The following is a 23,181-nucleotide window of genomic DNA, read 5'->3' as shown; positions in this document are numbered from 1 at the left end:
AAGGCACAGTCTAGGGAACACCGGGATCAAGCGCCAGCTTTCTACCTCCTCTACCGGGTCATTACATCGCCACTTCCACTTGGCCTGGAGCCATCACTTGCGCCTTGATGACGCGCTGGGAATTGAGGTTTTTTACCCGTATCTGTTCACGCATGCCGCCGTTGGACAGGGCTTCGCCGGGCATCCGCACGGCCAGGGAGCCGCTGCGGGCGGTGATGACCACCTGGTCGCCCTTGCGGACCACTTCGGCCTGCTCCAGGTGCACCAGCGTCACGACCTGATCGGCGACCATTGGTCGGACAAGTTTCTGCCCGATGGCCTGATCGACGGAGGTCAGGAAGCCCTGGGTGATCTGGCTGATGTCCCGTTCACGCAGCATCACGTCCTGGGGCTCGACGATCCCGGCCCGCTTGAGCGGACGCGTGGTGGTGACAATTTCCCGAAACAGGCGCACTTGAGCGGGCACGAACACCGTCCAGGGCGCGGCGCTGTCGCAACGAACCTTCACCGTGACGCGGCCCAGAGGGCGAGCGGGACTTTCCAGCGAAGCAGTCAATTCCTTGTCGCACATTGGCATGCGCAGGCGCGGGTCGAGTTGGTTGACTTCGATTTCGTAGCGACCTTCGGTTTGACTGGTAGCCAGATAGTCTTCTACGGTGAATTCAAGAAAGCCCTGAGTGACGCCGATAAGGAGATCAGGCAAGGTAACCGGAACAGCAGCAAGGGCAGGACCGCCCGAAGTGAACAGGCAGACAGCCAGCAGTGCACCGAGCCAGTGGCGGCAGTGAGTGGTCAGGCGTCGAGAAAATGTCGTTTGTGCGTTCATGCCGGTTCAATAGCAAGCCCCGTGCCGTTTAGTGATGAATGCGCGTCGGACACATTAGCGTTAGGTAGGAGTCAGGGCATGGCGGGAGTAATGGATTCGGTGAACCAGCGCACTCAGCTGGTCGGTCAGAATCGCCTGGAGCTGTTGTTGTTCCGTCTCGACGGCCAACAAATGTATGGGATCAACGTATTCAAGGTCCGCGAGGTGCTGCAATGCCCCAAGCTGACCCTGATGCCCAAGTCCAGCCCCGTCGTGTGCGGTGTGGCCAATATTCGGGGAGCGACCATCCCGATTCTCGACCTGGCGATGGCGACCGGTTCCGGTCGGCTGCTGGACCAGAGCAATCCGTTTGTGATCATCACCGAGTACAACACCAAGACCCAGGGGTTCCTGGTCCGCTCGGTGGAGCGCATCGTCAACATGAACTGGGAAGAGATCCATCCACCGCCCAAGGGGACCGGCCGCGATCACTACCTCACGGCAGTGACCCGGGTCGATAACCAGTTGGTGGAAATCATCGACGTGGAAAAAATCCTCGCCGAGGTAGCACCCACGCCGGAAGCGATCTCCGTGGGGGTGGTGGATGCCGAAACCCAGCACAAGGCGATTTCGCTGCGGGTGTTGACCGTCGATGACTCTTCGGTGGCCCGCAAGCAGGTGACCCGTTGCCTGCAAACGGTTGGCGTCGAGGTGGTGGCGTTGAACGACGGGCGACAGGCGCTGGATTACCTGCGCAAACTGGTCGACGAGGGCAAGAAGCCTGAGGAAGAGTTCCTGATGATGATCTCCGACATTGAAATGCCGGAGATGGACGGGTACACCCTGACTTCGGAAATCCGCAGCGATCCGCGCATGCAAAAGCTGCACATCATCTTGCATACTTCGTTGTCCGGGGTTTTCAACCAGGCGATGGTCAAGAAGGTCGGTGCCGACGATTTCCTGGCGAAATTCCGTCCCGATGACCTGGCGTCCCGGGTCGTCGAGCGGATCAAGGCAGCAGAATAAAGTAAAGGTCGGGCGCGTTGTGCGCCCGGCAAGTCAACACGATGAAAGAGGCGGTATCTTGTCTACGGGTAATTTGGATTTCGAACAGTTCCGGGTCTTCCTGGAAAAAGCCTGTGGCATCTTGCTTGGTGAAAACAAGCAATACCTGGTGTCGAGCCGTCTCAATAAATTGATGGAGCAACAGGGCCTCAAGTCATTGGGCGAGCTTGTGCAGCGTATCCAGACCCAACCGCGCAGTGGTTTGCGCGAGATGGTGGTGGACGCCATGACCACCAACGAAACCCTGTGGTTTCGCGACACCTATCCGTTCGAAGTGCTGAAGAACAAAGTGCTGCCGGCCGCCATCAAGGCCAGCCCGGGCCAGCGCCTGCGGATCTGGTCGGCGGCCTGTTCGTCGGGGCAGGAACCCTATTCGCTGTCGATGTCCATCGATGAGTTCGAACGCTCCAACCTCGGCCAGTTGAAAGGCGGCGTGCAGATCGTCGCCACCGACCTGTCCGGGACCATGCTCAATAACTGCAAGACTGGCGAGTACGACAGCCTGGCCATCGGCCGTGGTTTGTCGCCGGACCGCCTGCAACGCTACTTCGACCCGAAAGGGCCGGGCAAGTGGGTGGTCAAGGCGCCGATCAAGAGCCGGGTGGAGTTCCGCTCGTTCAACCTGCTGGACAGCTATGCCAGCCTGGGCAAGTTCGACATCGTGTTCTGCCGCAACGTACTGATCTACTTCTCCGCCGAAGTGAAGAAAGACATCCTGCTGCGCATCCACGGCACGCTCAAGCCGGGCGGCTACCTGTTCCTCGGCGCCTCCGAGGCGTTGAACGGTTTGCCGGATCATTACCAGATGGTCCAGTGCAGCCCGGGGATCATTTACCAGGCGAAGTGATTGGCTTGGGTTGACAAAAAACGGGAGTCCCCACGGGCTCCCGTTTTTTTATGCCCGCTCATTCCTCCCTATCACCATTATCCCTGTGGGAGCGGGCTTGCTCGCGAATGCGGCGGTCAGTCGAGATAAATGTCGCTGTCACACCGCTTTCGCGAGCAAGCCCGCTCCCACAGTTTGAATGCCATTGCCCTTGAGAAGCGGCAGAAAAGCGGCAGCTTGCGGAAGCCAGTTGCCGCTTTTCTGGCATTGCCGCCTTGCCGATGCCCGCAAAGCCCCGGTTTACGGGGCTTTGGAAAGTGGCACGCCGCTTGCTATAGCCAACGTACGTACATTCTGGTCACCCAAAGGTTTCCGACATGAGCATCAGCTTCGATAAAGCGCTCGGTATCCACGAACAGGCCCTGAGCTTCCGCGCCCAGCGTGCCGAAGTCCTGGCCAACAACATCGCCAACGCCGATACCCCGAACTACAAGGCTCGGGACCTGGACTTCTCCAAAGTGCTCGCCGAGCAGAACGAGAAGGCCAAGAACGGCCACTTCGCCTTGAACATGACCAACAGCCGTCATATCGAAGCCGAAGGCCTGGGTAATGGCGACGAGTCGTTGATGTATCGCACGCCGATGCAGCCGTCGATCGACCAGAACACCGTGGACGCTCAACTGGAACAGTCCAACTACGCGGAAAACTCCGTGAACTTCCAGGCCAGCTTCACCCTGCTCAACAGCAAATTCAAAGGGCTGGTATCGGCCCTGCGTGGAGAGTAAGCCATGTCGATTGCTAGCGTATTCAACATTGCCGGCAGTGCCATGAGTGCCCAGACCACTCGCCTGAACACCGTCGCCAGTAACATCGCCAACGCCGAGACCGTTTCGTCGAGCATCGACCAGACCTACCGCGCCCGCCACCCGGTATTCGCCACCATGTTCCAGGGCGGCCAGTCCGGCGGCAGCGACTCGCTGTTCCAGGAGCAGGACGCGGCCGGGCAGGGCGTACAGGTGCTTGGCGTGGTCGAAGACCAGAGCAACCTCGAAGCCCGTTATGAGCCGAACCATCCGGCCGCTGATGCCAAGGGTTATGTCTACTACCCGAACGTCAACGTTGTCGAAGAAATGGCCGACATGATTTCCGCCAGTCGTTCGTTCCAGACCAACGCCGAAATGATGAACACCGCCAAAACCATGATGCAGAAGGTCCTGACCCTCGGTCAGTGATAAGGGGCGAGTCACATGAGCGTTACCAACACTACCAGCGGTTTGAGCCTGAACGAGATTCTGGCCAATTCCTCGGTCAAGACCAACAACACCTCCGATACCCTCGGGGCAATGACAGGTGCGGCGACCGGCAAGAAGGAACTGGGCAAGGATGCGTTCCTGCAACTGCTCGTTACCCAGCTGAAGAACCAGAACCCGCTGGAGCCCCAGGACAACGGTGAGTTCGTGGCCCAATTGGCGCAGTTCAGCAGCCTGGAAGGCATCACCACCCTCAACGAGACCGTCAGCGGTATCGCCGGCAACTACAACTCGTCCCAGGCTTTGCAGGCCTCGTCGCTGGTCGGTCGCTCGGTCATCGCCCCAGGCGACAAAGCCGTGGTCGATACCTCCAAGAGCCTCAACGGCACGGTGGTGGTACCGACATCGGTGTCCTCCGTCGCGGTCAAGATCGTGGACAAGGACGGCAAGACCGTCCGCACCATCGACCTGGGCAGCCAGAACGCCGGCAATTCCGCTTTCATCTGGGACGGCAAGAACGATGCGGGCACGGTCGTCGAATCGGGCACTTACACCTTCGCCGCCTCGACCACCATCGACGGCAAGGCGACGTCGCTGATCACCAACCTGCCGGCCACGGTCAGCAGCGTGACGATCAGCCAGACGGGCGGTGAGCTGATGCTCAACCTGGCCGGGCTGGGCAGCATTGCCCTGTCCAAAGTACAAACTATTGGTATGTAGAGCCGACTAACCGGCAAAAGGAGTCAACATGTCTTTTAACATCGGCCTTAGCGGTCTCTATGCAGCCAACAAACAGCTGGACGTGACCGGCAACAACATCGCCAACGTGGCGACCACCGGTTTCAAATCGTCCCGCGCGGAATTCGAAGACGTCTACTCGGCCACCAAGCTGGGTTCGGGCAGCAAGACCGTCGGCAACGGCGTGCGCCTGGCCAACGTTTCCCAGCAGTTCGGCCAGGGGGATGTCAACAACACCGGCAACGTGCTGGACATGGGTATCCAGGGCCAGGGCTTCTTTGTCCTGAGCAACGACGGCTCCCTGAGCTACACCCGTGCCGGTACCTTCAAGACCGACAAGGAAGGCTACATCACCAACAGTGACGGCACTTCGCGCCTGCAAGGCTATGGCGTGGATGCCAACGGCAAGATCCAGAACGGGATCCTGACCGACCTGCGCATCGACACTTCGAACCTGCCGCCGCAAGCCACCAGCCTGGTTTCTTCGACGATCAACCTGAACTCCACGGCGACGCCGATCACCGTTGCGTTCAACCCGACCGACACGGCCACATTCACCAAGCAATTCACTACCCCGGTCTATGATACCCAGGGCAACCAGCACTCCATGGACCAGTACATGGTCAAGACTGCCGGTAATACCTGGAACGTCTATACCTTGATCGATGGTCGTAACCTCAATGGCAGCGCGCCGGTTGCTCCGAACGCTCCGGTTCCTTCCACAATGACGTTCGACTCGAACGGCAGACTAACCCAGGTCAGCACTCCGGTTCCGCCGACCGTTCCGCCGACTGTTCCGACACCTGCGCCAACCATCAGCAATGATCTGAATCTGGTTGGCTGGGTCCCAGGCACTGTGACTAATGGTACATGGACTGCTAATGGCGCGGGCTCGTCGACTATTACGATCTCCATGGCCAACACCACCCAATTCAACGCCGACACCGCCCGCTCGATTCCAGCCCAGAACGGCTACGCCACGGGCCAGATCACCAACCTGACCATCGACGGCAGCGGTGTACTGTTGGCCAACTTCAGCAACAACCAGACCAAGCCGATCGGCCAGCTCGCACTCGCCAGCTTCACCAACGAGCAAGGTCTGCAGCCGGTAGGCGGCACCAGTTGGAAAGAAACCTTCGCCTCGGGCATCCCGGGCTACGATGCCCCGGAAACCGGCACTTTGGGCTCGATCGTCTCCAACTCCCTGGAAGAGTCCAACGTCAACTTGACCAACGAACTGGTCGAGCTGATCAAGGCCCAGAGCAACTACCAGGCGAACGCCAAGACCATCTCTACCCAGAGCACCATCATGCAGACCATCATCCAGATGGCTTGATGTCGATGGTTGCTTGAAGGCTGCACAAGGAGCCCCTCGCAAGAGGGGCTTTTTCATGCGTGCTAGAGCCCGTCCTCATGCCAGGTTTCCCTTTGTGGCGAGGGGATTTATCCCCGCTGGGCTGCGCAGCAGCCCCCTCCACAAGCAGTCAATACGACCTGCCTGATCCACCGGGTCGCTGGCATTCAGGGCCGCTCCGCGCCCCAGGGGGGATAATCCCCTCGCCACAATGAATGTCACCCTGAATATGGATGAGGGCAGCCCAGGCGACGTCGTTTCCAAGGCAAAAGAAAACCCCCGATAAACCAGCGGTCTATCGGAGGCTTCTTCAGTCGGCGCCTTTACACGCCCACCCACTCAGCTTATTGGCAAGCTTCGCAATCCGGCTCGTCGATCGCGCAGGCCTTTGGCACTGGCGCAGGGCCTGCTGGAGCCGCCAGGACCGAATCGTCACCGTGGTTGCCGCCGCTGGAAACAGCGTTCAGCTTGCCGGTGTTGATGGTCGACTTCTCGGTGCTGGTCGCGGCCAGGGCACGGAGGTAGTAAGTGGTTTTCAGACCACGGTACCAAGCCATGCGGTAGGTCACGTCCAGCTTCTTGCCCGAAGCACCGGCGATGTACAGGTTCAGCGATTGAGCCTGGTCGATCCACTTCTGGCGACGGCTGGCGGCGTCGACGATCCACTTGGTGTCCACTTCGAACGCGGTGGCGTAGAGGGCTTTGAGCTCTTGCGGGATGCGTTCGATCTGCTGCACCGAACCGTCGTAGTACTTCAGGTCGTTGATCATGACCGAGTCCCAGAGGCCGCGGGCCTTGAGGTCGCGAACCAGGTACGGGTTGATCACGGTGAACTCGCCCGACAGGTTCGATTTCACATACAGGTTCTGGTAGGTCGGTTCGATCGACTGCGACACGCCGGTGATGTTGGCGATGGTGGCGGTCGGTGCGATGGCCATGATGTTGGAGTTACGGATGCCTTTCTGCACACGGGCGCGAACCGGTGCCCAGTCCAGGGATTCGTTCAGGTCAACGTCGATGTATTTCTGGCCGCGCTGGGCGATCAGGATCTGTTGCGAGTCCAGCGGCAGAATGCCCTGGGACCACAGCGACCCCTGGAACGTCTCGTAGGCGCCACGCTCGTCGGCCAGGTCGCAGGAAGCCTGGATCGCGTAGTAGCTGACCGCTTCCATGGACTTGTCGGCGAATTCGACCGCGGCATCGGAACCGTACGGGATGTGCTGCAGGTACAGTGCGTCCTGGAAGCCCATGATGCCCAGGCCGACCGGACGGTGCTTGAAGTTGGAGTTCTTCGCCTGTGGCACCGAGTAGTAGTTGATGTCGATCACGTTGTCGAGCATGCGCACGGCAGTGTTCACGGTGCGTTGCAGCTTGGCGGTGTCCAGCTTGCCGTCGACGATGTGGTTCGGCAGGTTGATCGAGCCCAGGTTGCAGACCGCAATCTCATCCTTGTTGGTGTTCAGGGTGATCTCGGTGCACAGGTTCGAGCTGTGGACCACGCCCACGTGCTGCTGCGGGCTACGCAGGTTGCACGGGTCCTTGAAGGTCAGCCATGGGTGGCCGGTTTCGAACAGCATCGAGAGCATCTTGCGCCACAGGTCTTTGGCCTGGACGACTTTGAACAGCTTGATCTTGTTGTACTCGGTCAGGGCTTCGTAGTACTCGTAGCGCTCTTCGAAAGCCTTGCCGGTCAGGTCGTGCAGGTCCGGCACTTCGGATGGCGAGAACAGGGTCCACTTGCCGTCGTCGAAGACACGCTTCATGAACAGGTCAGGGATCCAGTTGGCGGTGTTCATGTCGTGGGTACGACGACGGTCATCACCGGTGTTCTTGCGCAGCTCGATGAACTCTTCGATGTCCATGTGCCAGGTTTCCAGGTAGGCACAGACCGCGCCCTTGCGCTTGCCGCCCTGGTTGACCGCGACGGCGGTGTCGTTGACCACTTTGAGGAACGGCACCACGCCCTGGGATTTGCCGTTGGTGCCCTTGATGTACGAGCCCAATGCGCGAACCGGGGTCCAGTCGTTGCCCAGGCCACCGGCGAATTTCGACAGCATGGCGTTGTCGTGGATCGCGCCGTAGATGCCCGACAGGTCATCCGGAACGGTGGTCAGGTAGCAGCTCGACAGCTGTGGACGCAGGGTACCGGCGTTGAACAGGGTCGGGGTCGAGGCCATGTAGTCGAAGGACGACAACAGGTTGTAGAACTCGATCGCACGGTCTTCGCGCTGCTTCTCTTCGATCGCCAGGCCCATGGCCACGCGCATGAAGAAGATCTGTGGCAGTTCGAAACGCACGCCATCCTTGTGGATGAAGTAACGGTCATACAGGGTTTGCAGGCCCAGGTAGGTGAACTGCTGGTCGCGCTCGTGGTTGATCGCCTTGCCGAGTTTTTCCAGATCGAATTCGGCCAGGACCGGGTTCAGCAATTCGAACTCGATACCCTTGGCAACATAAGCTGGCAGCGCCTTGGCGTACAGGTCGACCATTTCGTGGTGGGTCGCGCTCTCGGCGACTTCCAGGAAGCTCAGGCCTTCGGCACGCAGGGTGTCCATCAGCAGGCGGGCGGTCACGAAGGAGTAGTTCGGCTCGCGTTCCACCAGGGTCCGCGCGGTCATCACCAGGGCCGTGTTGACGTCCTTGAGTGCAACGCCGTCATAGAGGTTCTTCAGGGTTTCGCGCTGGATCAGGTCGCCATCGACTTCTTCCAGGCCTTCGCAGGCCTCGGTGACGATGGTGTTCAGGCGGCCCATGTCCAGCGGCGCCAGGCTGCCGTCGGCGCGAGCGATGCGGATCGAAGGGTGGGCCTGGACCGGTGCGTCGGCCGGGGAGCGGGTCGCACGTTCCTTGGCGCGGGAGTCACGGTAGATCACGTAGTCGCGCGCCACTTTCTGCTCGCCGGCACGCATCAGGGCCAGTTCGACCTGGTCCTGGATTTCTTCGATGTGGATGGTGCCGCCCGAGGGCATGCGACGCTTGAAGGTCGCGGTGACCTGTTCGGTCAGGCGGGCCACGGTGTCGTGGATTCGCGACGAAGCGGCAGCTGTGCCACCTTCAACTGCGAGGAACGCTTTGGTGATGGCGACGGTGATCTTGTCATCGGTGTAAGGAACGACAGTGCCGTTACGCTTGATCACACGCAGTTGGCCCGGCGCGGTGGCGGACAGATCCGGGTTCGAATCGGCGGCCAGCGGCGCGGTGCCCTGCGGGTTCTCGCGAGTTGTGTCGGTGTGCATGGGTGTCTCCACGTTCTCTATGTTTGTTTGGGCACCATCACGGTGCCCACCGTTCCGTCCTGAAGCACTACAACCGACTGGCGCCGGGCATAACAACTTCGGGACAGTAGGAAGCAGGCGTTTAATGCCGCTTCCATCCGAAGTTCTCAGGTTGCGAGCGGGGCTCGAAACCGGGTTGCCGGGGTGGCAGCAATTGACTGCAACACCCGTACCGTTTCGGTCGTTTTCGACCTTGAAACAGTTGCCATCCGCAGGGGCGGTCTGGGCTTGGGGAAATACGGTGTTTCAGCTGGACAGAAGCAAGAAAAGCGCTTGAATTCTCTGCCCGACTTGTGTTTGGTTTTTGGCCTGAAACCCTACATGTAGGGTTTTTTGCGCGGCGGGCTACAAGATAATGCGTTTTTGGGGGGTATGCAACGTGCTACCTGTGGATAAGCCTGTGCGTAATTTGTGTGCGAAACGTGGAACTGCTCTGTAGGCCGCGACCTAGCTGGAGTGGACCTTTTTTCATCGGTTTCAACGGTCTGAAAACTGCCCGATGGTTTTTTGCGGGCGCGGACGTTACCACATAAAACCTGCTTCGACCGAACGCATTTGTCCGCTTGTTTTCTAGGGGTGCGACGTTTATACAATCGACCGGTGTGCTGGCATGTTTATCCTCCTTTGATATGACAAAAAGAGGAGGCTGTATTCGAATCTCTGGAATGAACACTGTTGTGGCCAGAGATTGCTCCCGCTCGATTGCGCAGCAATCGCAAAAAACAGGGGCCGCTTCACAGCCCAGCGGGAGCAAGCTCCTTCGCCACGGGGTAGTGATCCTTCTGCAAGGGTTGTGGCCATCCGGTCCTTTATTTTCATAACAAAACGAGGCCCCCATGGAACAAGAAGCCTGGCAGGTATTGATCGTCGAGGATGACCAGCGTCTGGCCGAGCTGACCCGGGAGTACCTCGAAAGCAACGGGTTGCGTGTCGCCATCGAAGGCGACGGCGCGGTGGCGGCGGCGCGGATCATTGCTGAGCAGCCGGACCTGGTGGTCCTCGACCTGATGCTGCCCGGCGAAGACGGCCTGAGCATCTGTCGCAAGGTGCGCGGGCATTATGACGGGCCGATCCTCATGCTCACCGCCCGCACCGACGACACCGATCAGATCCAGGGCCTGGACCTGGGCGCCGATGATTATGTCTGCAAGCCGGTTCGCCCGCGTTTGCTCTTGGCGCGTATCCAGGCCCTGCTGCGGCGCAGCGAACCGGAGCCGAGCGTCGCGCAGAAGCAGCGACGCCTGCAATTCGGCCCGCTGGTGGTCGACGACGCCCTGCGCGAAGCCTGGTTGCAGGGCAACGGTATCGAGCTGACCAGCGCCGAATTCGACCTGCTGTGGCTGCTGGTGTCCAATGCCGGGCGCATCCTGTCCCGGGAAGAAATCTTCACCGCTTTGCGCGGCATCGGTTATGACGGCCAGGACCGTTCCATCGACGTGCGCATTTCGCGTATCCGCCCCAAGATCGGCGATGACCCGGACCATCCACGGCTGATCAAGACCATTCGCAGCAAAGGCTACCTGTTCGTTCCTGAAGCCTGCGTAGACCCGACACCGTGAACTCGATCTTCCTGCGTATTTATGGCGGCATGTGTGCCGCACTGGTGCTGGTGGCGGTCCTCGGCGTACTGGCCCTGCACCTGCTCAACCAGACCCGCAGCGAGCAATACCGCGAGCGCCTGGCCCACGGTACGTTTTCGTTGATGGCCGACAACCTGCGGCCGATGAACGACACCGAACGGCGGCGGGCGTTGCTGGTATGGGAGCGCCTGCTGGGCATTCCCCTGGCGTTGCAGACCTTTGCCCAGACCGACCTCGACCTCGGCCAGCGCACCCGCGTACTGCGTGGCCAGGCATTGGTGGAGCAGACCGGACCCCATGCGGCGAAGGTCTACCGGCTGGTCAGCGATGGCGAACAGTTGATGCTGGTGGGTGAAGTCCAGCAGATCAGTGAGCAACTGGCCCGCGCGACCATCTATCTGTTGGCCGACGAGCTGGTGCGTTCCCCGGTGGCCGAACAACCCAAGCGGCTGGCGCAACTGGCGCAGGAAAAAGGTTTTGGTTTCGATCTGCGACTCATGACCGCCGAGCAGGCGGACATGGATGAAGACCAGCGCCGTCGTGTGTCCGAGGGCGATACGGTGATGGCGTTGGGCAAGGGCGGCGACTCCATCCGGGTCTTCGCCGGCATGGTCGGCACGCCGTGGGTGCTGGAGATTGGTCCGCTGTACCAGATGAACCCTTATCCGCCGCAATGGCTGGTGCTGATCGCGGCGCTGGGCTTGAGCCTGATCGGCTTGATCGTCTACCTGTTGGTGCGCCAGTTGGAGCGGCGCTTGCGCGGCCTGGAGTCGGCCGCCACCCAGATCGCCCAGGGCAGCCTGGAAACCCGGGTACCGGCCCGAGGTGCCGACTCGGTTGGGCGGCTGGCCGCTGCGTTCAACGGCATGGCCGAGCACTTGCAGCAATTGTTGGCCATCCAGCGCGAGCTGGTGCGGGCGGTGTCCCACGAATTGCGTACCCCGGTGGCGCGCCTGCGCTTCGGCCTGGAAATGCTCGGGAGCGCCACCACGCCCCAGGCCCGGGACAAATACCTGGCGGGCATGGACCACGACATCGAAGACCTGGATCGGCTGGTGGACGAAATGCTCACCTATGCGCGGCTGGAACAGGGTTCACCGGCCCTGAACTTCCAGCGGGTGGACCTGGATGCGCTGGTCAATCAAGTGATCGATGAATTGGGGCCGTTGCGGGCCGGGATCACGGTCGAGCGCGGTCTATGCCTGTCGGCCGTCGATTGCGACGGCGCCTGGGTCGAGGCCGAGCCACGCTTTCTGCATCGGGCCCTGCAGAACCTGGTGGGCAACGCCATGCGTCACGCCAGTTCCCGGGTCACCGTCAGCTATCAGGTGGGCCAGTTGCGCTGTCGGGTGGATGTGGAGGACGACGGGCCTGGTGTGCCGGAGGCGGCATGGGAGCGGATCTTCAAGCCCTTCCTGCGCCTGGATGACAGCCGCGCCCGGGCGTCGGGCGGCCATGGGCTGGGGCTGTCGATCGTGCGGCGGATTATCCACTGGCATGACGGTCGGGCGTTGATCGGCAAGAGCAAGAGCCTGGGTGGCGCCTGTTTCAGCCTGAGTTGGCCGAGGCATCAGGACAGGTCTTGATAGGTGGGCTCCCAAACCCACAACTCTCAGGCTTTGATCCCCACCAGGCTCAATAGCTGCCCATCCTTCACCTCGAACTGCGCCTGCAGTTCGCTGCCATGACGCCACTCGGCCGACAGGTCCGTCAGCAACCGCAGTCGCACCTGTCCGTCGTGTGTCCATTCCAGCACTTCGGCATGCTCGAAATAAAAGCGCTGCCTGACGATGGGATACAGCGCCTTGAACAAGCTTTCCTTCACTGAAAAGGTCAGGGTGACCAGCAAGGCGCGGTCGTCATGCGCAAGCGTTGCCATGCGCAGCAGCTCCGGCGAGGTGAGGATTTCACCGGCCAGGCGCTCGGCGCGCTCGGGGTCGAGCAGGTTTTCCACGTCCATGCCCAAGCCTTGCCAGTGGTCTTTTTTCGCGACGATGGCCGCGGCCCGGCCCGTGCTGTGGGTGATCGAGCCGCTGACATGGGCCGGCCACACGGGGGCGCGGTCTTCACCGATGGCCGGCACGCAGGCCAGGCCGTCGAGTCGCTGCAATGCCGCCCGGGCGCAGATCCGCCCGGCCAGGAATTCAGCCTGACGCTTGGCCACTGATCGCTGGATGCTCGCCGGTGGTTCGATGGCGCTGTCGGGGAAGTCGGTGCCTACCAGCAGCAACGGGTCGAAGCGGGTGCTCAGCAGCACCGTATCGGGCAGCGCATCGGGCAAAAGCCAGTGTTCATCCAGAGGCGAGCAACAGGCGGGCAGGGTGGGGAGTGTCTTCATGCCCGGCATTTTGCCGGGTTGACGGGAGGCTGGGTAGTGGGGCAAGCCTGAGTGGCGCAAGTGAGTGGAAAAGAAGCTTCTGTGGCGAGGGAGCTTGCTCCCGCTGGGCTGCGAAGCAGTCCTGAATCTGACAGCTCGGAGTATCAGATTGAACGCATCGCTGCTGTTGGGGCTGCTGCGCAGCCCAGCGGGAGCAAGCTCCCTCGCCACAGGGTTATGCGTCAGTCAAAAACTTTCTTGAAGAACTTCTGCATATCCGCCCACGATTTCTCATCGGCTTCCTTGTTGTAGCCAATGTCCGGCCCGCCATGTTCGCCGTGGCTCAAACGGTCGGCATCGGGGTTGCTGAAGCCGTGTTTGGCGCCTTCGAGGCTGACGAATTTATAGTCGGCGCCGGCCTTGTCCATCTCGCTCTTGAACGCGGTGACGTTGTCCTGGGTGACCATGCTGTCCAGGGCGCCATGCTCGACCAGCACCTTGGCCTTGACGCTGCCAGGTGTTGCCGGGGTGTTGGTCACCAGCGCACCGTGGAAGCTCACCACGCCGGCCAGCGGCACACCCTGGCGCGCCGCATCGAGTACCACCTTGCCGCCGAAGCAGTAGCCGATGGCAGCGAGTTTATCCGGATCGGTCTGGGGTTGTTTTTTCAGCAGGTCCAACCCCGCCTGGAAGCGTGCGCTGGCGGCCTTGCCGTCCTTGAGCGCCGCCTGCATGAAGGCCATGGCGTCCTTGGGGTGCTCGGTGTTCTTGCCGTCGCCGTACATGTCGATGGCCAGGGCGCTATAGCCCAGGCCGGCGAGGTCACGGGCACGGCGCTTGGCGTAGTCGTTCAACCCCCACCATTCATGCACCACCACCACGCCCGGGCGCGGGCCCTTGACGGTGTCGTCATACGCGTAATAGCCGATCAGCTTGGTGCCGTCGGCACTGGTGTAGGGGAGCTCCTGGGTCTGGATGGCGGCTTGGCTCACGCCGCTAATAGCCAGAAGTACAACAGCAAGCAGCCTGCGCATGATGGATCTCCTTAAAAAGTGCTGAGACAGGACACTCTAGCCGATTCATTCAGCGAAGGTTCAGAGAACGTTCAAGGGGGGTTCAGGTATCGCTGGTTAAGGTGACGGCGACTTCACAATTCACCCACGCTGCAAAGGAACTTGATCATGACTGCTATGAAAAAACTGCTGTTGGCTTTCACCGTGCTGGGCGCCAGCGCCCTGGCCCACGCCGATGACAACTTCGCCAGCCTGACCCTCGGCCAGACCAGCGACAAGGTGAAGAAATCCAGCGCCTTGGACAGCGCCCTGAACAACCCGAACGCCGACGGCGTCATCGGCAAGGACACCACGTATGGCCTGCGACTGGGCAAGCAAAACGACCAGGGCCGCTACTACGCCACCTACGACAACGTCTCGGGCACCCACAACGGCATCAAGCTGCGCCAGGAAAACCTGCTGGGCAGCTACGATGTGTTCTATCCGGTCACCAGCAGCACCAAGCTGTTCGGTGGCGGCACGGCGGGCCTGACCAAGCTGACCCAGGATTCTCCCGGCTTCAGCCGCGACAGCGACATTGGCTACGCAGTGGGCTTGCAAGGGGGCGTGCTGCAACAAATTTCGCAGAACACCTCGGTTGAACTGGGTTACCGTTACCTGCGCAGCAACGCCAGCACCGAGATGAGCCCGCACGGTGGCGATAAGGTTGGCTCGTTGGACCTGACCAGCAGCGCCCAGACCTACCTGTCCGCCAACTACACGTTCTAAGCGGTTGATGGTGAGCGTATCCAGCCGGATCGGTCGAAGACGATCCGGCGCCTTTCGTTGAAGTGCGCCGCACTGGATTGTTTGATTTGCCTGGGAGAGGCTCCATGAAATTACTGGTCGTCGAAGACGAAGCGCTGTTGCGTCACCACCTGCAAACCCGTCTCACCGACAGCGGCCATGTGGTGCAGGCCGTGGCCAATGCCGACGAGGCCTTGTACCAGGTTCGGGAATTCAACCATGACCTGGCGGTGATCGACCTGGGCTTGCCGGGCATCAGCGGGCTGGAGCTGATCCGCCGGCTGCGCTCGCAGGACAAGACGTTTCCGATCCTGATCCTGACCGCCCGCGGCAACTGGCAGGACAAGGTCGAAGGCCTGGCCGCCGGCGCCGACGACTACGTGGTCAAGCCGTTTCAGTTCGAAGAGCTGGAGGCCCGGCTGAACGCCCTGTTGCGCCGCTCCAGCGGTTTTACCCAATCGACCATCGTCGCCGGTCCGTTGCTGCTCGACCTCAACCGCAAGCAGGCGTCCCTCGATGAGGAGCCGCTGGCGTTGACTGCCTACGAGTACCGCATCCTCGAATACCTCATGCGCCATCACCAGCAGGTGGTGGCCAAGGACCGCTTGATGGAGCAGCTTTACCCCGATGACGACGAGCGTGATCCCAATGTCATCGAAGTGCTGGTCGGGCGCCTGCGCCGTAAGCTGGAAGCGCCGGCGGGCTTCAAGCCGATCGATACCGTGCGCGGCCTGGGCTACCTGTTCAACGAGCGCTGCCAGTGATTCGTTCGCTTCGCCTGCGGTTGATGCTGGCCGCCATGACCCTGGCGGTGCTGTTCATGCTGGCCTTGTTGCCGGCCATGCAAGGCGCGTTCAGCCTGGCGCTGCAGGAATCCATCGAGCAACGCCTGGCTTCGGACGTGACCACGCTGATTTCCGCCGCCCGAGTGGAAAACAACCGCTTGAGGATGCCGGCGCAGTTGCCCGATGAGCGCTTCAACCTCGCCGATGCCCGCCTGCTGGGTTACATCTACGATCGCGAGGGGCGGTTGGTCTGGCGCTCGAAGGCGACCCAGGAAGAAAACATCAATTACACGCCACGCTATGACGGCCAGGGCAACCAGTTCGCGCGCATTCGCGAGAACGACGGCCAGGAGTTTTTTGTCTATGACGTCGAGATCAAGCTGCTCGGCGGCCAGAGCGCGGCGTTCAGCATCGTTACCTTGCAACCGGTGCGCGACTATGAGGTGACCCTGCAGGGCCTGCGGGACAATCTGTACCTGGGCTTTGGCGCGGCCCTGTTGGTGTTGCTGGCGCTGTTGTGGATCGGCTTGACCTGGGGCCTTCGGGCGCTGCGGCGCCTGAGCCAGGAACTGGACGAAATCGAAAGCGGGGCCCGGGAAAGCCTCAGTACCGAGCATCCCCGGGAACTGTTGCGCCTGACCGGCTCCCTCAACCGCCTGCTGTACAGCGAGCGGGAGCAACGCAGCCGTTATCGCGATTCCCTCGATGACCTGGCCCACAGCTTGAAGACCCCGTTGGCGGTGTTGCAGGGCGTCAGCGAGGACATGGCCCGACGCCCGGAGGACCGTGGACAGGCTTGGGTGCTGCAAACCCAGATCGAGCGCATGAGCCAGCAGATCGGCTACCAGTTGCAGCGCGCCAGCCTGCGCAAAAGCGGGCTGGTGCGCCATCAGGTACGCTTGCGCCCGGTGTTGCAAAGCCTGTGTGACACCCTGGACAAGGTCTATCGCGACAAACGAGTCAATGTCAGTTTCGATCTGCCGGAGCACTGCCAGGTGCCGATCGAACAGGGCGCCTTGCTGGAGATGCTCGGCAACCTGCTGGAAAACGCCTATCGGCTGTGCCTGGGCGAGGTGCGCGTCAGCGTGCACCAGACCCTTGGCGGTACGGAGTTGAGTGTCGAGGACGACGGGCCGGGCGTGCCACCGGATCAACGTGCGCGGATTCTCCAGCGGGGCGAGCGACTGGATCGCCAGCATCCGGGGCAGGGGATCGGACTGGCGGTGGTGAAAGACATCATCGAGAGCTACGGCGCCAAGTTGACCCTGGGGGATTCAGAGCTGGGCGGGGCGGCGTTCCGGATTCATTTTCCGGTGGTTTGACTGGAATACTTCGGTGGGGTTGCCGGCCTTTGTGGCGAGGGAGCTTGCTCCCGCTCGAGTGCGCAGCGCTCGCAAGTTCTTGGGGCCGCTTCGCAGCCCAGCGGGAGCAAGCTCCCTCGCCACAGGGGCCGGCGGGCTCCCCACAGGATTTGGATGTCACCACTCAATTCTCCTGCTCCCGATAAGCCCCTGGCGTCAGCCCCGTCCACTTCTTGAACGCCCGGTGAAACGCCGATGGTTCGGAGAAACCCAACTGCTCGGCAATCTGCTGCAACGACAGGTCCGCACGCCCCAAGTGGTAGATGGCGATATCCCGCCGCAGCTGATCCTTGAGTTCCTGGAAGCTGGTGCCTTCTTCACGCAAATGCCGGCGCAAGGTCTGCGGGCTGATGTGCAGATGGCCGGCGACGGTGTCCAGGTCGGGCCAGCGGGCGGTGTCGCGGCTGAGCAGGCGGCGCAGTTGGCTGCTCAGGCTATGGCCATCGTCCGGGCGCGACAGCAGGTCGGCGGGGGAGCGTTCGAGGAAATGCTTGAGGGTGCGTTCGTCCTGCAGCAGTGGCATGTCCAGGTAACGGCTGTGGAACAACAGGCTGCTGCTGCGCGCTTCGAACACCAGTGGACAGGAAAAAAGTAAGTCGTATTCGGCACCGTGGGCGGGTTTGGTGTAGCCGAAAGTCGCCTGTTCCAGGCCGATACGCTGGCCGATCAGCCAACTGGCCAGGCGATGCCAGACTACCAGCAAGCTTTCAGTCAGAAAATGATCCGGGTCCCACAGCGTCGAATCGTCCAGCACCAGCCGCACTCGCTCGCCTTCGGCTTCCAGGGTCAGGCTCGGCGCGTCGGGGAACAGGCTGTAGAACAGCAAGCCGCGTTGAAGGGCCTTGCCCAGGGTCCGACAGTGGATCAACGCGTGACACATCATGGCAAACGTCCCGGGTTTACTCGCAGCCCTACCGAATCCCAGGTATTCGTCCCCCAATGCCAGCCACAGCGCCTGCAACAGGCGCGCGAACTGCTCGGGCGCAATCCGCGCGCGCGGCTCATCCAACAGCTCTGGGCTGATGCCCAGCTGTTGCAGCACAGGAACATAGTCGAAGCCTTGCCGGCGCGCGCCGCCCAAGGCTGCGCGGGCGAAGTGGCTGGCGATCGTGCGTTGGCGCATGGCTGGAATCCGTCCGTTAAGCGGGCGATGGTAGCAGGGCACTGCGGCCCGACAAGGCGGATATCCGCCAAATCCCGGAGTGATAAACACCCCGTGGGCGGAAATCCGCCACATTCCACGGCCGTGTTTAACTCGTGAATAATTCCAGAACCCTTCTGCGACAGCGCTTGTAGGGGTTTTCCGAAAAATGGCACGAGCCTTGCGATACAGCACACAGGTCTGCCGCGTGCAGCCGACAAAAAACAAATCCCTCCAGTGCAGGAGGGTTCGCAATTGAGGTGCCGTGGACGACAGGTGGAAGTCGTCAAACGGGACTCTTGAGGAAGGTTTGCCATGACGACTCGTCAGCCACTGTACAAATCCTTGTATTTCCAAGTGATCGTAGCCATTGCCATCGGCATTTTGCTCGGCCACTTCTACCCGCAGACTGGTGTTGCCCTCAAGCCGTTCGGTGACGGGTTCATCAAACTGATCAAAATGGTCATCGCCCCCATCATTTTCTGTACCGTCGTCAGCGGCATCGGCGGTATGCAGAACATGAAATCGGTCGGCAAGACCGGCGGCTATGCGCTGCTGTACTTTGAAATTGTCTCCACCATCGCCCTGCTGATCGGTCTGGTGGTGGTCAACGTCGTGCAGCCGGGCGCCGGCATGCACATTGACGTATCGACTCTGGACACCAGCAAGATCGCCGGTTTCATCAGCGCCAGTAAAGACCAGAGCATCATTGCCTTCATTCTCAACGTGATCCCGAACACCATCGTCGGCGCGTTCGCCAACGGCGACATCCTGCAAGTACTGATGTTCTCGGTGCTCTTCGGCTTCGCCCTGCATCGCCTGGGTGCCTACGGCAAGCCGGTACTGGACTTCATCGATCGCTTCGCCCATGTGATGTTCATCATCATCAACATGATCATGAAGCTGGCGCCGATCGGTGCGTTCGGTGCCATGGCCTTCACCATCGGCGCCTACGGTGTCGGTTCGCTGGTGCAACTGGGCCAGCTGATGATCTGCTTCTATATCACCTGCGTGGTGTTCGTGCTGGTAGTACTGGGCGCCATCTGCCGCGCCCACGGCTTCAGCGTCGTCAAGCTGATCCGCTACATCCGTGAAGAACTGCTGATCGTGCTGGGCACTTCCTCGTCGGAATCGGCCCTGCCACGCATGCTGATCAAGATGGAGCGCCTGGGTGCCAAGAAGTCGGTCGTAGGCCTGGTCATCCCGACTGGCTACTCGTTCAACCTCGACGGTACCTCGATCTACCTGACCATGGCCGCGGTGTTCATCGCCCAGGCCACCGATACCCCGATGGACCTGACTCACCAGATCACCCTGCTGTTGGTGCTGCTGCTGTCGTCCAAAGGTGCGGCTGGCGTAACCGGTAGCGGCTTCATCGTGCTGGCGGCCACCCTGTCGGCCGTGGGCACCTTGCCGGTGGCCGGTCTGGCACTGATTCTGGGTATCGACCGCTTCATGTCCGAAGCTCGCGCCCTGACCAACCTGGTGGGCAACGCCGTTGCCACGATCGTGGTTGCCAAGTGGGTCAAGGAACTGGACGAAGACCAGTTGCAGACCGAGCTGGCTTCCGGTGGTCGTGGTATCGCCGATGTCCGTGAAGATGACGAGCAGATCGCGGCGGCGCAGATTGCAGCGGCTGAGTCCTCTGCTCCAGTCACTGTGAAGTAAACTTCAGGCTGTAATGAAAAACCCGCTTCGGCGGGTTTTTTATTGGAAGAACTCTTCCGTCGAGGAGGCTTCTGTGGCGAGGGAGCTTGCTCCCGCTGGGTTGCGAAGCGACCCTAAGATGTATCTGCCACCGCGGTGCCTCAGACAAATGGCGGGGGGGCTGCTGCGCAGCCCAGCGGGAGAAAGCTCCCTCGCCACAAGAGCTCTCACGCTGAGCGCAATGGTCATCCAGACTGGCACCTGCGGTGATTGCCCTACCACCAACCCCTGCCTAGTCTTTAGCCATCACCTACCGGAGATCGCTATGCAAGGCCCACTGGCATCGCTCAAGGTTCTGGATTTCTCGACCCTGCTGCCCGGCCCGTTTGCCTCGCTGTTGCTGGCAGACATGGGGGCCGAGGTGTTGCGCATCGAGTCGCCGACCCGCCAGGACCTGCTGCGGGTGCTGCCGCCCCATGATCAGGGCTCCTCGGCCAGCCACGCCTACCTCAACCGTAACAAACGCAGCCTGGCCCTGGACCTCAAACAACCGGAAGCGTTGGCGGTGGTCACGCAATTGCTGGAGGACTACGACATCCTGCTGGAACAGTTCCGCCCCGGCGTGATGGAGCGGTTGGGCCTGGGATACGAAGCCTTGAAAGCCATCAATCCGCGGCTGATCTATGTGTCGATCACCGGCTACGGCCAGACCGGGCCCTACAAGGACCGCGCCGGTCACGACATCAATTACCTGGCCCTGGCGGGGCTGGCCAGCCACACCGGCCGCGCCGACAGCGGTCCGTTGCCGCTGGGGATCCAGGCGGCGGACATCGCCGGAGGTTCGTTGCATGGGGTGATCGGGCTGTTGGCGGCGGTCATCGCCCGCCAGCAAACCGGTCAGGGGCAGCATCTTGACGTGAGCATGACTGACTGTGTGTTCAGCCTCAACGCCATGGCCGGTGCCGGTTACCTGGCCTGCGGTGTCGAGCCGGGGCGGGAAAAACAGATGCTCAACGGCGGCAGCTTCTATGACTATTACCGCACCCGCGATGGTCGCTGGATGTCGGTGGGTAGCCTGGAACCGGTGTTCATGCAGGCGTTGTGCGAGGCTTTGGGACGGCCGGAACTGGCGGCCCTCGGGTTGTCGCCCAAGCCTGAACAACAGCACGCTCTTAAGCAGGCGCTGCAAGCCGAGTTTGAAAAACGCGATTTTGCCGAGCTGTGCAGCCTGTTTGCCGGGATCGATGCCTGCGTCGAGCCGGTCCTGAGCCTGGAGGAAGCTGTTCGGCATCCGCAGTTACAGGCTCGGGCGCTGGTGACACAGGTGCCCCGGGGCGATGGTTCAAGCCAGGCGCAGATGGCTTGTCCGTTGAGATTTTCCGGAGGGTTGCCTGAGCCTCGGCATATTGGCGCGGGATTGGGGGTGCATACGGATCAGGTGTTGGGGGAGTTGGGGTTCAGTGCGCAGCGGATCGCTCAATTGCGGGATGCCAAGGTGATTTTGTAGTGCCCTTTAGGGCCTCTTCGCGGGCCAGCCCAGACATCACAAAAGCCTGCTATTCCACCCGGGTTTCTCCACTGAACACCAAGGTATTGCGACAGCTTCGGCACAAATACCGCCGCCCCTGGCGCACCAGGCTGTGGCGCTGGGCCGAGAACGGGAAGTCGCTGCCGTCGCAGGGGCATTTGTAGATGTAGCGGGTCACGCTGCGGCGTTTGATTTCGTAGGTGTGGCAGCGGTTGGGCGGCAGTTCGTACACCCCACGCATGATCAGTTGCCATTCTTCGCCATGGGGCTGGATGCGTTCGCCAAACAGTTGATGGGCGATCAGGTGCGCGACTTCATGGGCGACGGTCTGCTTGAGGAAGTCTTCGGCGTTTTCCCGGTACAACTGTGGATTGAAGCGCAGCAGATTCTCATGCAGGTGCGCAACGCCGGCCTTTTGGCCACGCAATTTGAAGCTGACCACTGGGCGTTTGAAAGGACGTTTGAAAAAGGATTCGGCTTGTTGGTAACACTCTTCGACGCGGGTATTGAGTTGCTCGAGCATGCTTTACGGGTCTCCAGAAGCCCGAGTATGCCGCAAGCGTCGGCCGTTGCGAATCGTCCAGGCGCCCAGCGGTCGTGTCGAGCGGCTCAAACACAGGAAGGCCGCCTTGCGGCGGCCTGTGTCGGCAGATCCTGTTTTTATTGGAGGGTACTGTTGGGACCGTTTCAATCCTTCAATTGGTATAGACCGGGCCGACGCCGAGCCCCCAGACAATCACCGTGAACGCCATGATGGCTACCAGCACCACCAGGCCTACGGCGAGCACCGAACTGGAAAACAGAAAACCTTCGTCCTGGGGAATGTTCATGAACGTCGGCAAGCCCACATACAGCAGGTAGACCGTGTAGCAGATCGCCGCCGTGCCGACGATCATCCCCAGCCACATGTGCGGGTAGAGCGCCGCCAGGCCGCCGATGAACAACGGTGTCGCGGTGTAGGTGGCGAACGCGACGCAACGGGCCAGGCTCGGGTTGGCGTCATAGGTTCGGGCCATCCAGTGGATGAAGGCGCCCATCACTGCCACACCGCCCAACATGGCCAGGTACGACATGACGGTCATCCACAGTGCACTTTCCTGGGTGAGCATGACCGGTGCACGATTGCCGATGACCCATCCCACCTGCGTGGTGCCGATGAACGCCGATACCGCGGGAATGGCCGCCAGGATCAGCGTATGGGTGAGGTACATGTGGCTGATGCTTTCCTCCTGATCGCCACGGATTTCTTTCCATTCTTGATCAGGGTGGGTAAAGAGCCCCACGACATGATGGATCATAGTCAGTCACTCCTTTGTTATTGCCATCGCCCCCCAACGGAGCGCCTACGGGCCAAATGGCCGGGTAAGTAAAGGTCTGTAAGTGTGTGCGACCTTATGTCGCAGTATAGAAAGGAGTCACCCCAAGGGGGATGGGGGGCTTAGAGCAAATCGCGCTGTAAAGGAGCAGGTTAATCGCGGCTTGATCTGTATGCGTAATTCTCAGGCGAAGAGATTCATGTGGCGAGGGAGCTTGCTCCCGCTGGACTGCGCGGCAGGCCCCTGCGTTCTGTCCGGCACCGCGGTGATACATACATTTTCGGGGCTGCTTCGCACCCCAGCGGGAGCAAGCTCCCTCGCCACAGGGGGGCGGTGCCATACGGGAGGTTTTTTGCGTAAAATGCCGCCCTTTCGTCACACCTCACGGATTTCG

The 23,181-nt window shown here is 61.0% G+C and carries 20 protein-coding genes; 13 read left to right on the top strand and 7 right to left on the bottom strand.

What is annotated here, in order from left to right; all coding sequences use genetic code 11:
• Positions 1–61: 61 nt before the first annotated feature.
• The gene (gene flgA / locus BM300_RS05920; RefSeq protein ID WP_063324729.1) at positions 62–826 is read right to left on the bottom strand and encodes a flagellar basal body P-ring formation chaperone FlgA; all 765 of its coding nucleotides are present in this window, start codon (positions 824–826) and stop codon (positions 62–64) included.
• Positions 827–904: 78 nt separating this feature from the next.
• On the opposite strand from flgA, the gene BM300_RS05915 reads away from it, so the two are divergent.
• The 6 genes from BM300_RS05915 to flgE all read left to right on the top strand — a co-directional run bounded on the left by BM300_RS05915 (position 905) and on the right by flgE (position 6,020).
• On the top strand, positions 905–1,831 hold the full coding sequence (locus tag BM300_RS05915) for a chemotaxis protein CheV (protein WP_003204737.1): 927 nt from the start codon (positions 905–907) through the stop codon (positions 1,829–1,831).
• Positions 1,832–1,889: 58 nt separating this feature from the next.
• Complete coding sequence (gene cheR / locus BM300_RS05910) at positions 1,890–2,717, top strand: protein-glutamate O-methyltransferase CheR (RefSeq protein WP_063324730.1); 828 nt, start codon at positions 1,890–1,892, stop codon at positions 2,715–2,717.
• 356 nt (positions 2,718–3,073) lie between these two features.
• A complete protein-coding gene (gene flgB, locus BM300_RS05905; protein WP_072346448.1) occupies positions 3,074–3,481 on the top strand; it encodes a flagellar basal body rod protein FlgB in 408 nt (135 codons plus the stop codon).
• 3 nt (positions 3,482–3,484) lie between these two features.
• On the top strand, positions 3,485–3,928 hold the full coding sequence (gene flgC, locus BM300_RS05900; RefSeq protein WP_003204730.1) for a flagellar basal body rod protein FlgC: 444 nt from the start codon (positions 3,485–3,487) through the stop codon (positions 3,926–3,928).
• A gap of 15 nt (positions 3,929–3,943) precedes the next feature.
• Positions 3,944–4,666 (top strand): flagellar hook assembly protein FlgD, encoded by a 723-nt coding sequence (flgD, locus tag BM300_RS05895; protein ID WP_072346450.1) that lies wholly within the window; start codon positions 3,944–3,946, stop codon positions 4,664–4,666.
• Positions 4,667–4,694: 28 nt separating this feature from the next.
• On the top strand, positions 4,695–6,020 hold the full coding sequence (flgE, locus tag BM300_RS05890) for a flagellar hook protein FlgE (RefSeq protein ID WP_092145258.1): 1,326 nt from the start codon (positions 4,695–4,697) through the stop codon (positions 6,018–6,020).
• A 362-nt stretch (positions 6,021–6,382) separates the two neighbouring features.
• Here flgE and BM300_RS05885 read toward each other — a convergent pair whose 3' ends face one another.
• Positions 6,383–9,274, bottom strand: a complete 2,892-nt coding sequence (locus tag BM300_RS05885; RefSeq protein WP_063324733.1) for a ribonucleoside-diphosphate reductase subunit alpha — start codon at positions 9,272–9,274, stop codon at positions 6,383–6,385.
• Positions 9,275–10,149: 875 nt separating this feature from the next.
• Here BM300_RS05885 and BM300_RS05880 point away from each other — a divergent pair.
• The gene (locus BM300_RS05880; RefSeq protein ID WP_092145260.1) at positions 10,150–10,872 is read left to right on the top strand and encodes a response regulator; all 723 of its coding nucleotides are present in this window, start codon (positions 10,150–10,152) and stop codon (positions 10,870–10,872) included.
• The gene (locus BM300_RS05875) at positions 10,869–12,479 is read left to right on the top strand and encodes an ATP-binding protein (RefSeq protein WP_063324735.1); all 1,611 of its coding nucleotides are present in this window, start codon (positions 10,869–10,871) and stop codon (positions 12,477–12,479) included. The genes BM300_RS05880 and BM300_RS05875 overlap by 4 nt, the downstream gene beginning before the upstream one ends.
• A gap of 26 nt (positions 12,480–12,505) precedes the next feature.
• On the opposite strand, the gene BM300_RS05870 is transcribed toward BM300_RS05875, so the two are convergent.
• Together BM300_RS05870 and BM300_RS05865 are read right to left on the bottom strand one after the other, a co-directional pair.
• Positions 12,506–13,231, bottom strand: coding sequence for a 4'-phosphopantetheinyl transferase family protein (locus BM300_RS05870; protein WP_218190626.1), 726 nt, complete (start codon positions 13,229–13,231; stop codon positions 12,506–12,508).
• A gap of 221 nt (positions 13,232–13,452) precedes the next feature.
• Complete coding sequence (locus BM300_RS05865; RefSeq protein ID WP_092145264.1) at positions 13,453–14,244, bottom strand: dienelactone hydrolase family protein; 792 nt, start codon at positions 14,242–14,244, stop codon at positions 13,453–13,455.
• Between the two features lie 147 nt (positions 14,245–14,391).
• Here BM300_RS05865 and BM300_RS05860 point away from each other — a divergent pair, with 147 nt between their 5' ends.
• From BM300_RS05860 to BM300_RS05850, 3 genes are all read left to right on the top strand, one after another.
• Positions 14,392–14,991 carry a hypothetical protein gene (locus BM300_RS05860; RefSeq protein WP_092145266.1) on the top strand — a complete coding sequence of 200 codons (600 nt, stop codon included), beginning with the start codon at positions 14,392–14,394 and terminating at the stop codon, positions 14,989–14,991.
• 104 nt (positions 14,992–15,095) lie between these two features.
• Positions 15,096–15,773: a response regulator gene (locus BM300_RS05855; protein WP_092345589.1), complete on the top strand. Its 678-nt coding sequence runs from the start codon at positions 15,096–15,098 to the stop codon at positions 15,771–15,773.
• The gene (locus BM300_RS05850) at positions 15,770–17,116 is read left to right on the top strand and encodes an ATP-binding protein (protein ID WP_092345587.1); all 1,347 of its coding nucleotides are present in this window, start codon (positions 15,770–15,772) and stop codon (positions 17,114–17,116) included. The genes BM300_RS05855 and BM300_RS05850 overlap by 4 nt, the downstream gene beginning before the upstream one ends.
• Before the next feature lie 163 nt (positions 17,117–17,279).
• On the opposite strand, the gene BM300_RS05845 is transcribed toward BM300_RS05850, so the two are convergent.
• On the bottom strand, positions 17,280–18,278 hold the full coding sequence (locus BM300_RS05845; RefSeq protein WP_092145270.1) for an AraC family transcriptional regulator: 999 nt from the start codon (positions 18,276–18,278) through the stop codon (positions 17,280–17,282).
• Between the two features lie 333 nt (positions 18,279–18,611).
• Between BM300_RS05845 and BM300_RS05840 the strand changes: the two genes are divergently transcribed.
• Together BM300_RS05840 and BM300_RS05835 are read left to right on the top strand one after the other, a co-directional pair.
• A complete protein-coding gene (locus tag BM300_RS05840; protein ID WP_092223575.1) occupies positions 18,612–19,964 on the top strand; it encodes a dicarboxylate/amino acid:cation symporter in 1,353 nt (450 codons plus the stop codon).
• Positions 19,965–20,268: 304 nt separating this feature from the next.
• Positions 20,269–21,450 (top strand): CaiB/BaiF CoA transferase family protein, encoded by a 1,182-nt coding sequence (locus tag BM300_RS05835; RefSeq protein WP_092462304.1) that lies wholly within the window; start codon positions 20,269–20,271, stop codon positions 21,448–21,450.
• A 49-nt stretch (positions 21,451–21,499) separates the two neighbouring features.
• On the opposite strand, the gene BM300_RS05830 is transcribed toward BM300_RS05835, so the two are convergent.
• Positions 21,500–21,994, bottom strand: coding sequence for a SprT family zinc-dependent metalloprotease (locus tag BM300_RS05830; RefSeq protein ID WP_003204703.1), 495 nt, complete (start codon positions 21,992–21,994; stop codon positions 21,500–21,502).
• A gap of 172 nt (positions 21,995–22,166) precedes the next feature.
• Positions 22,167–22,769: a Yip1 family protein gene (locus BM300_RS05825; protein WP_058542562.1), complete on the bottom strand. Its 603-nt coding sequence runs from the start codon at positions 22,767–22,769 to the stop codon at positions 22,167–22,169.
• Positions 22,770–23,181: the final 412 nt, after the last annotated feature.

The organism is Pseudomonas sp. NFACC46-3, assembly GCF_900114515.1.
GTDB classification, from domain to species: domain Bacteria; phylum Pseudomonadota; class Gammaproteobacteria; order Pseudomonadales; family Pseudomonadaceae; genus Aquipseudomonas; species Aquipseudomonas fluorescens_Q.
Note: the sequence above shows the minus strand (reverse complement) of the source record. Positions and strands in the feature narration are given on the sequence as shown.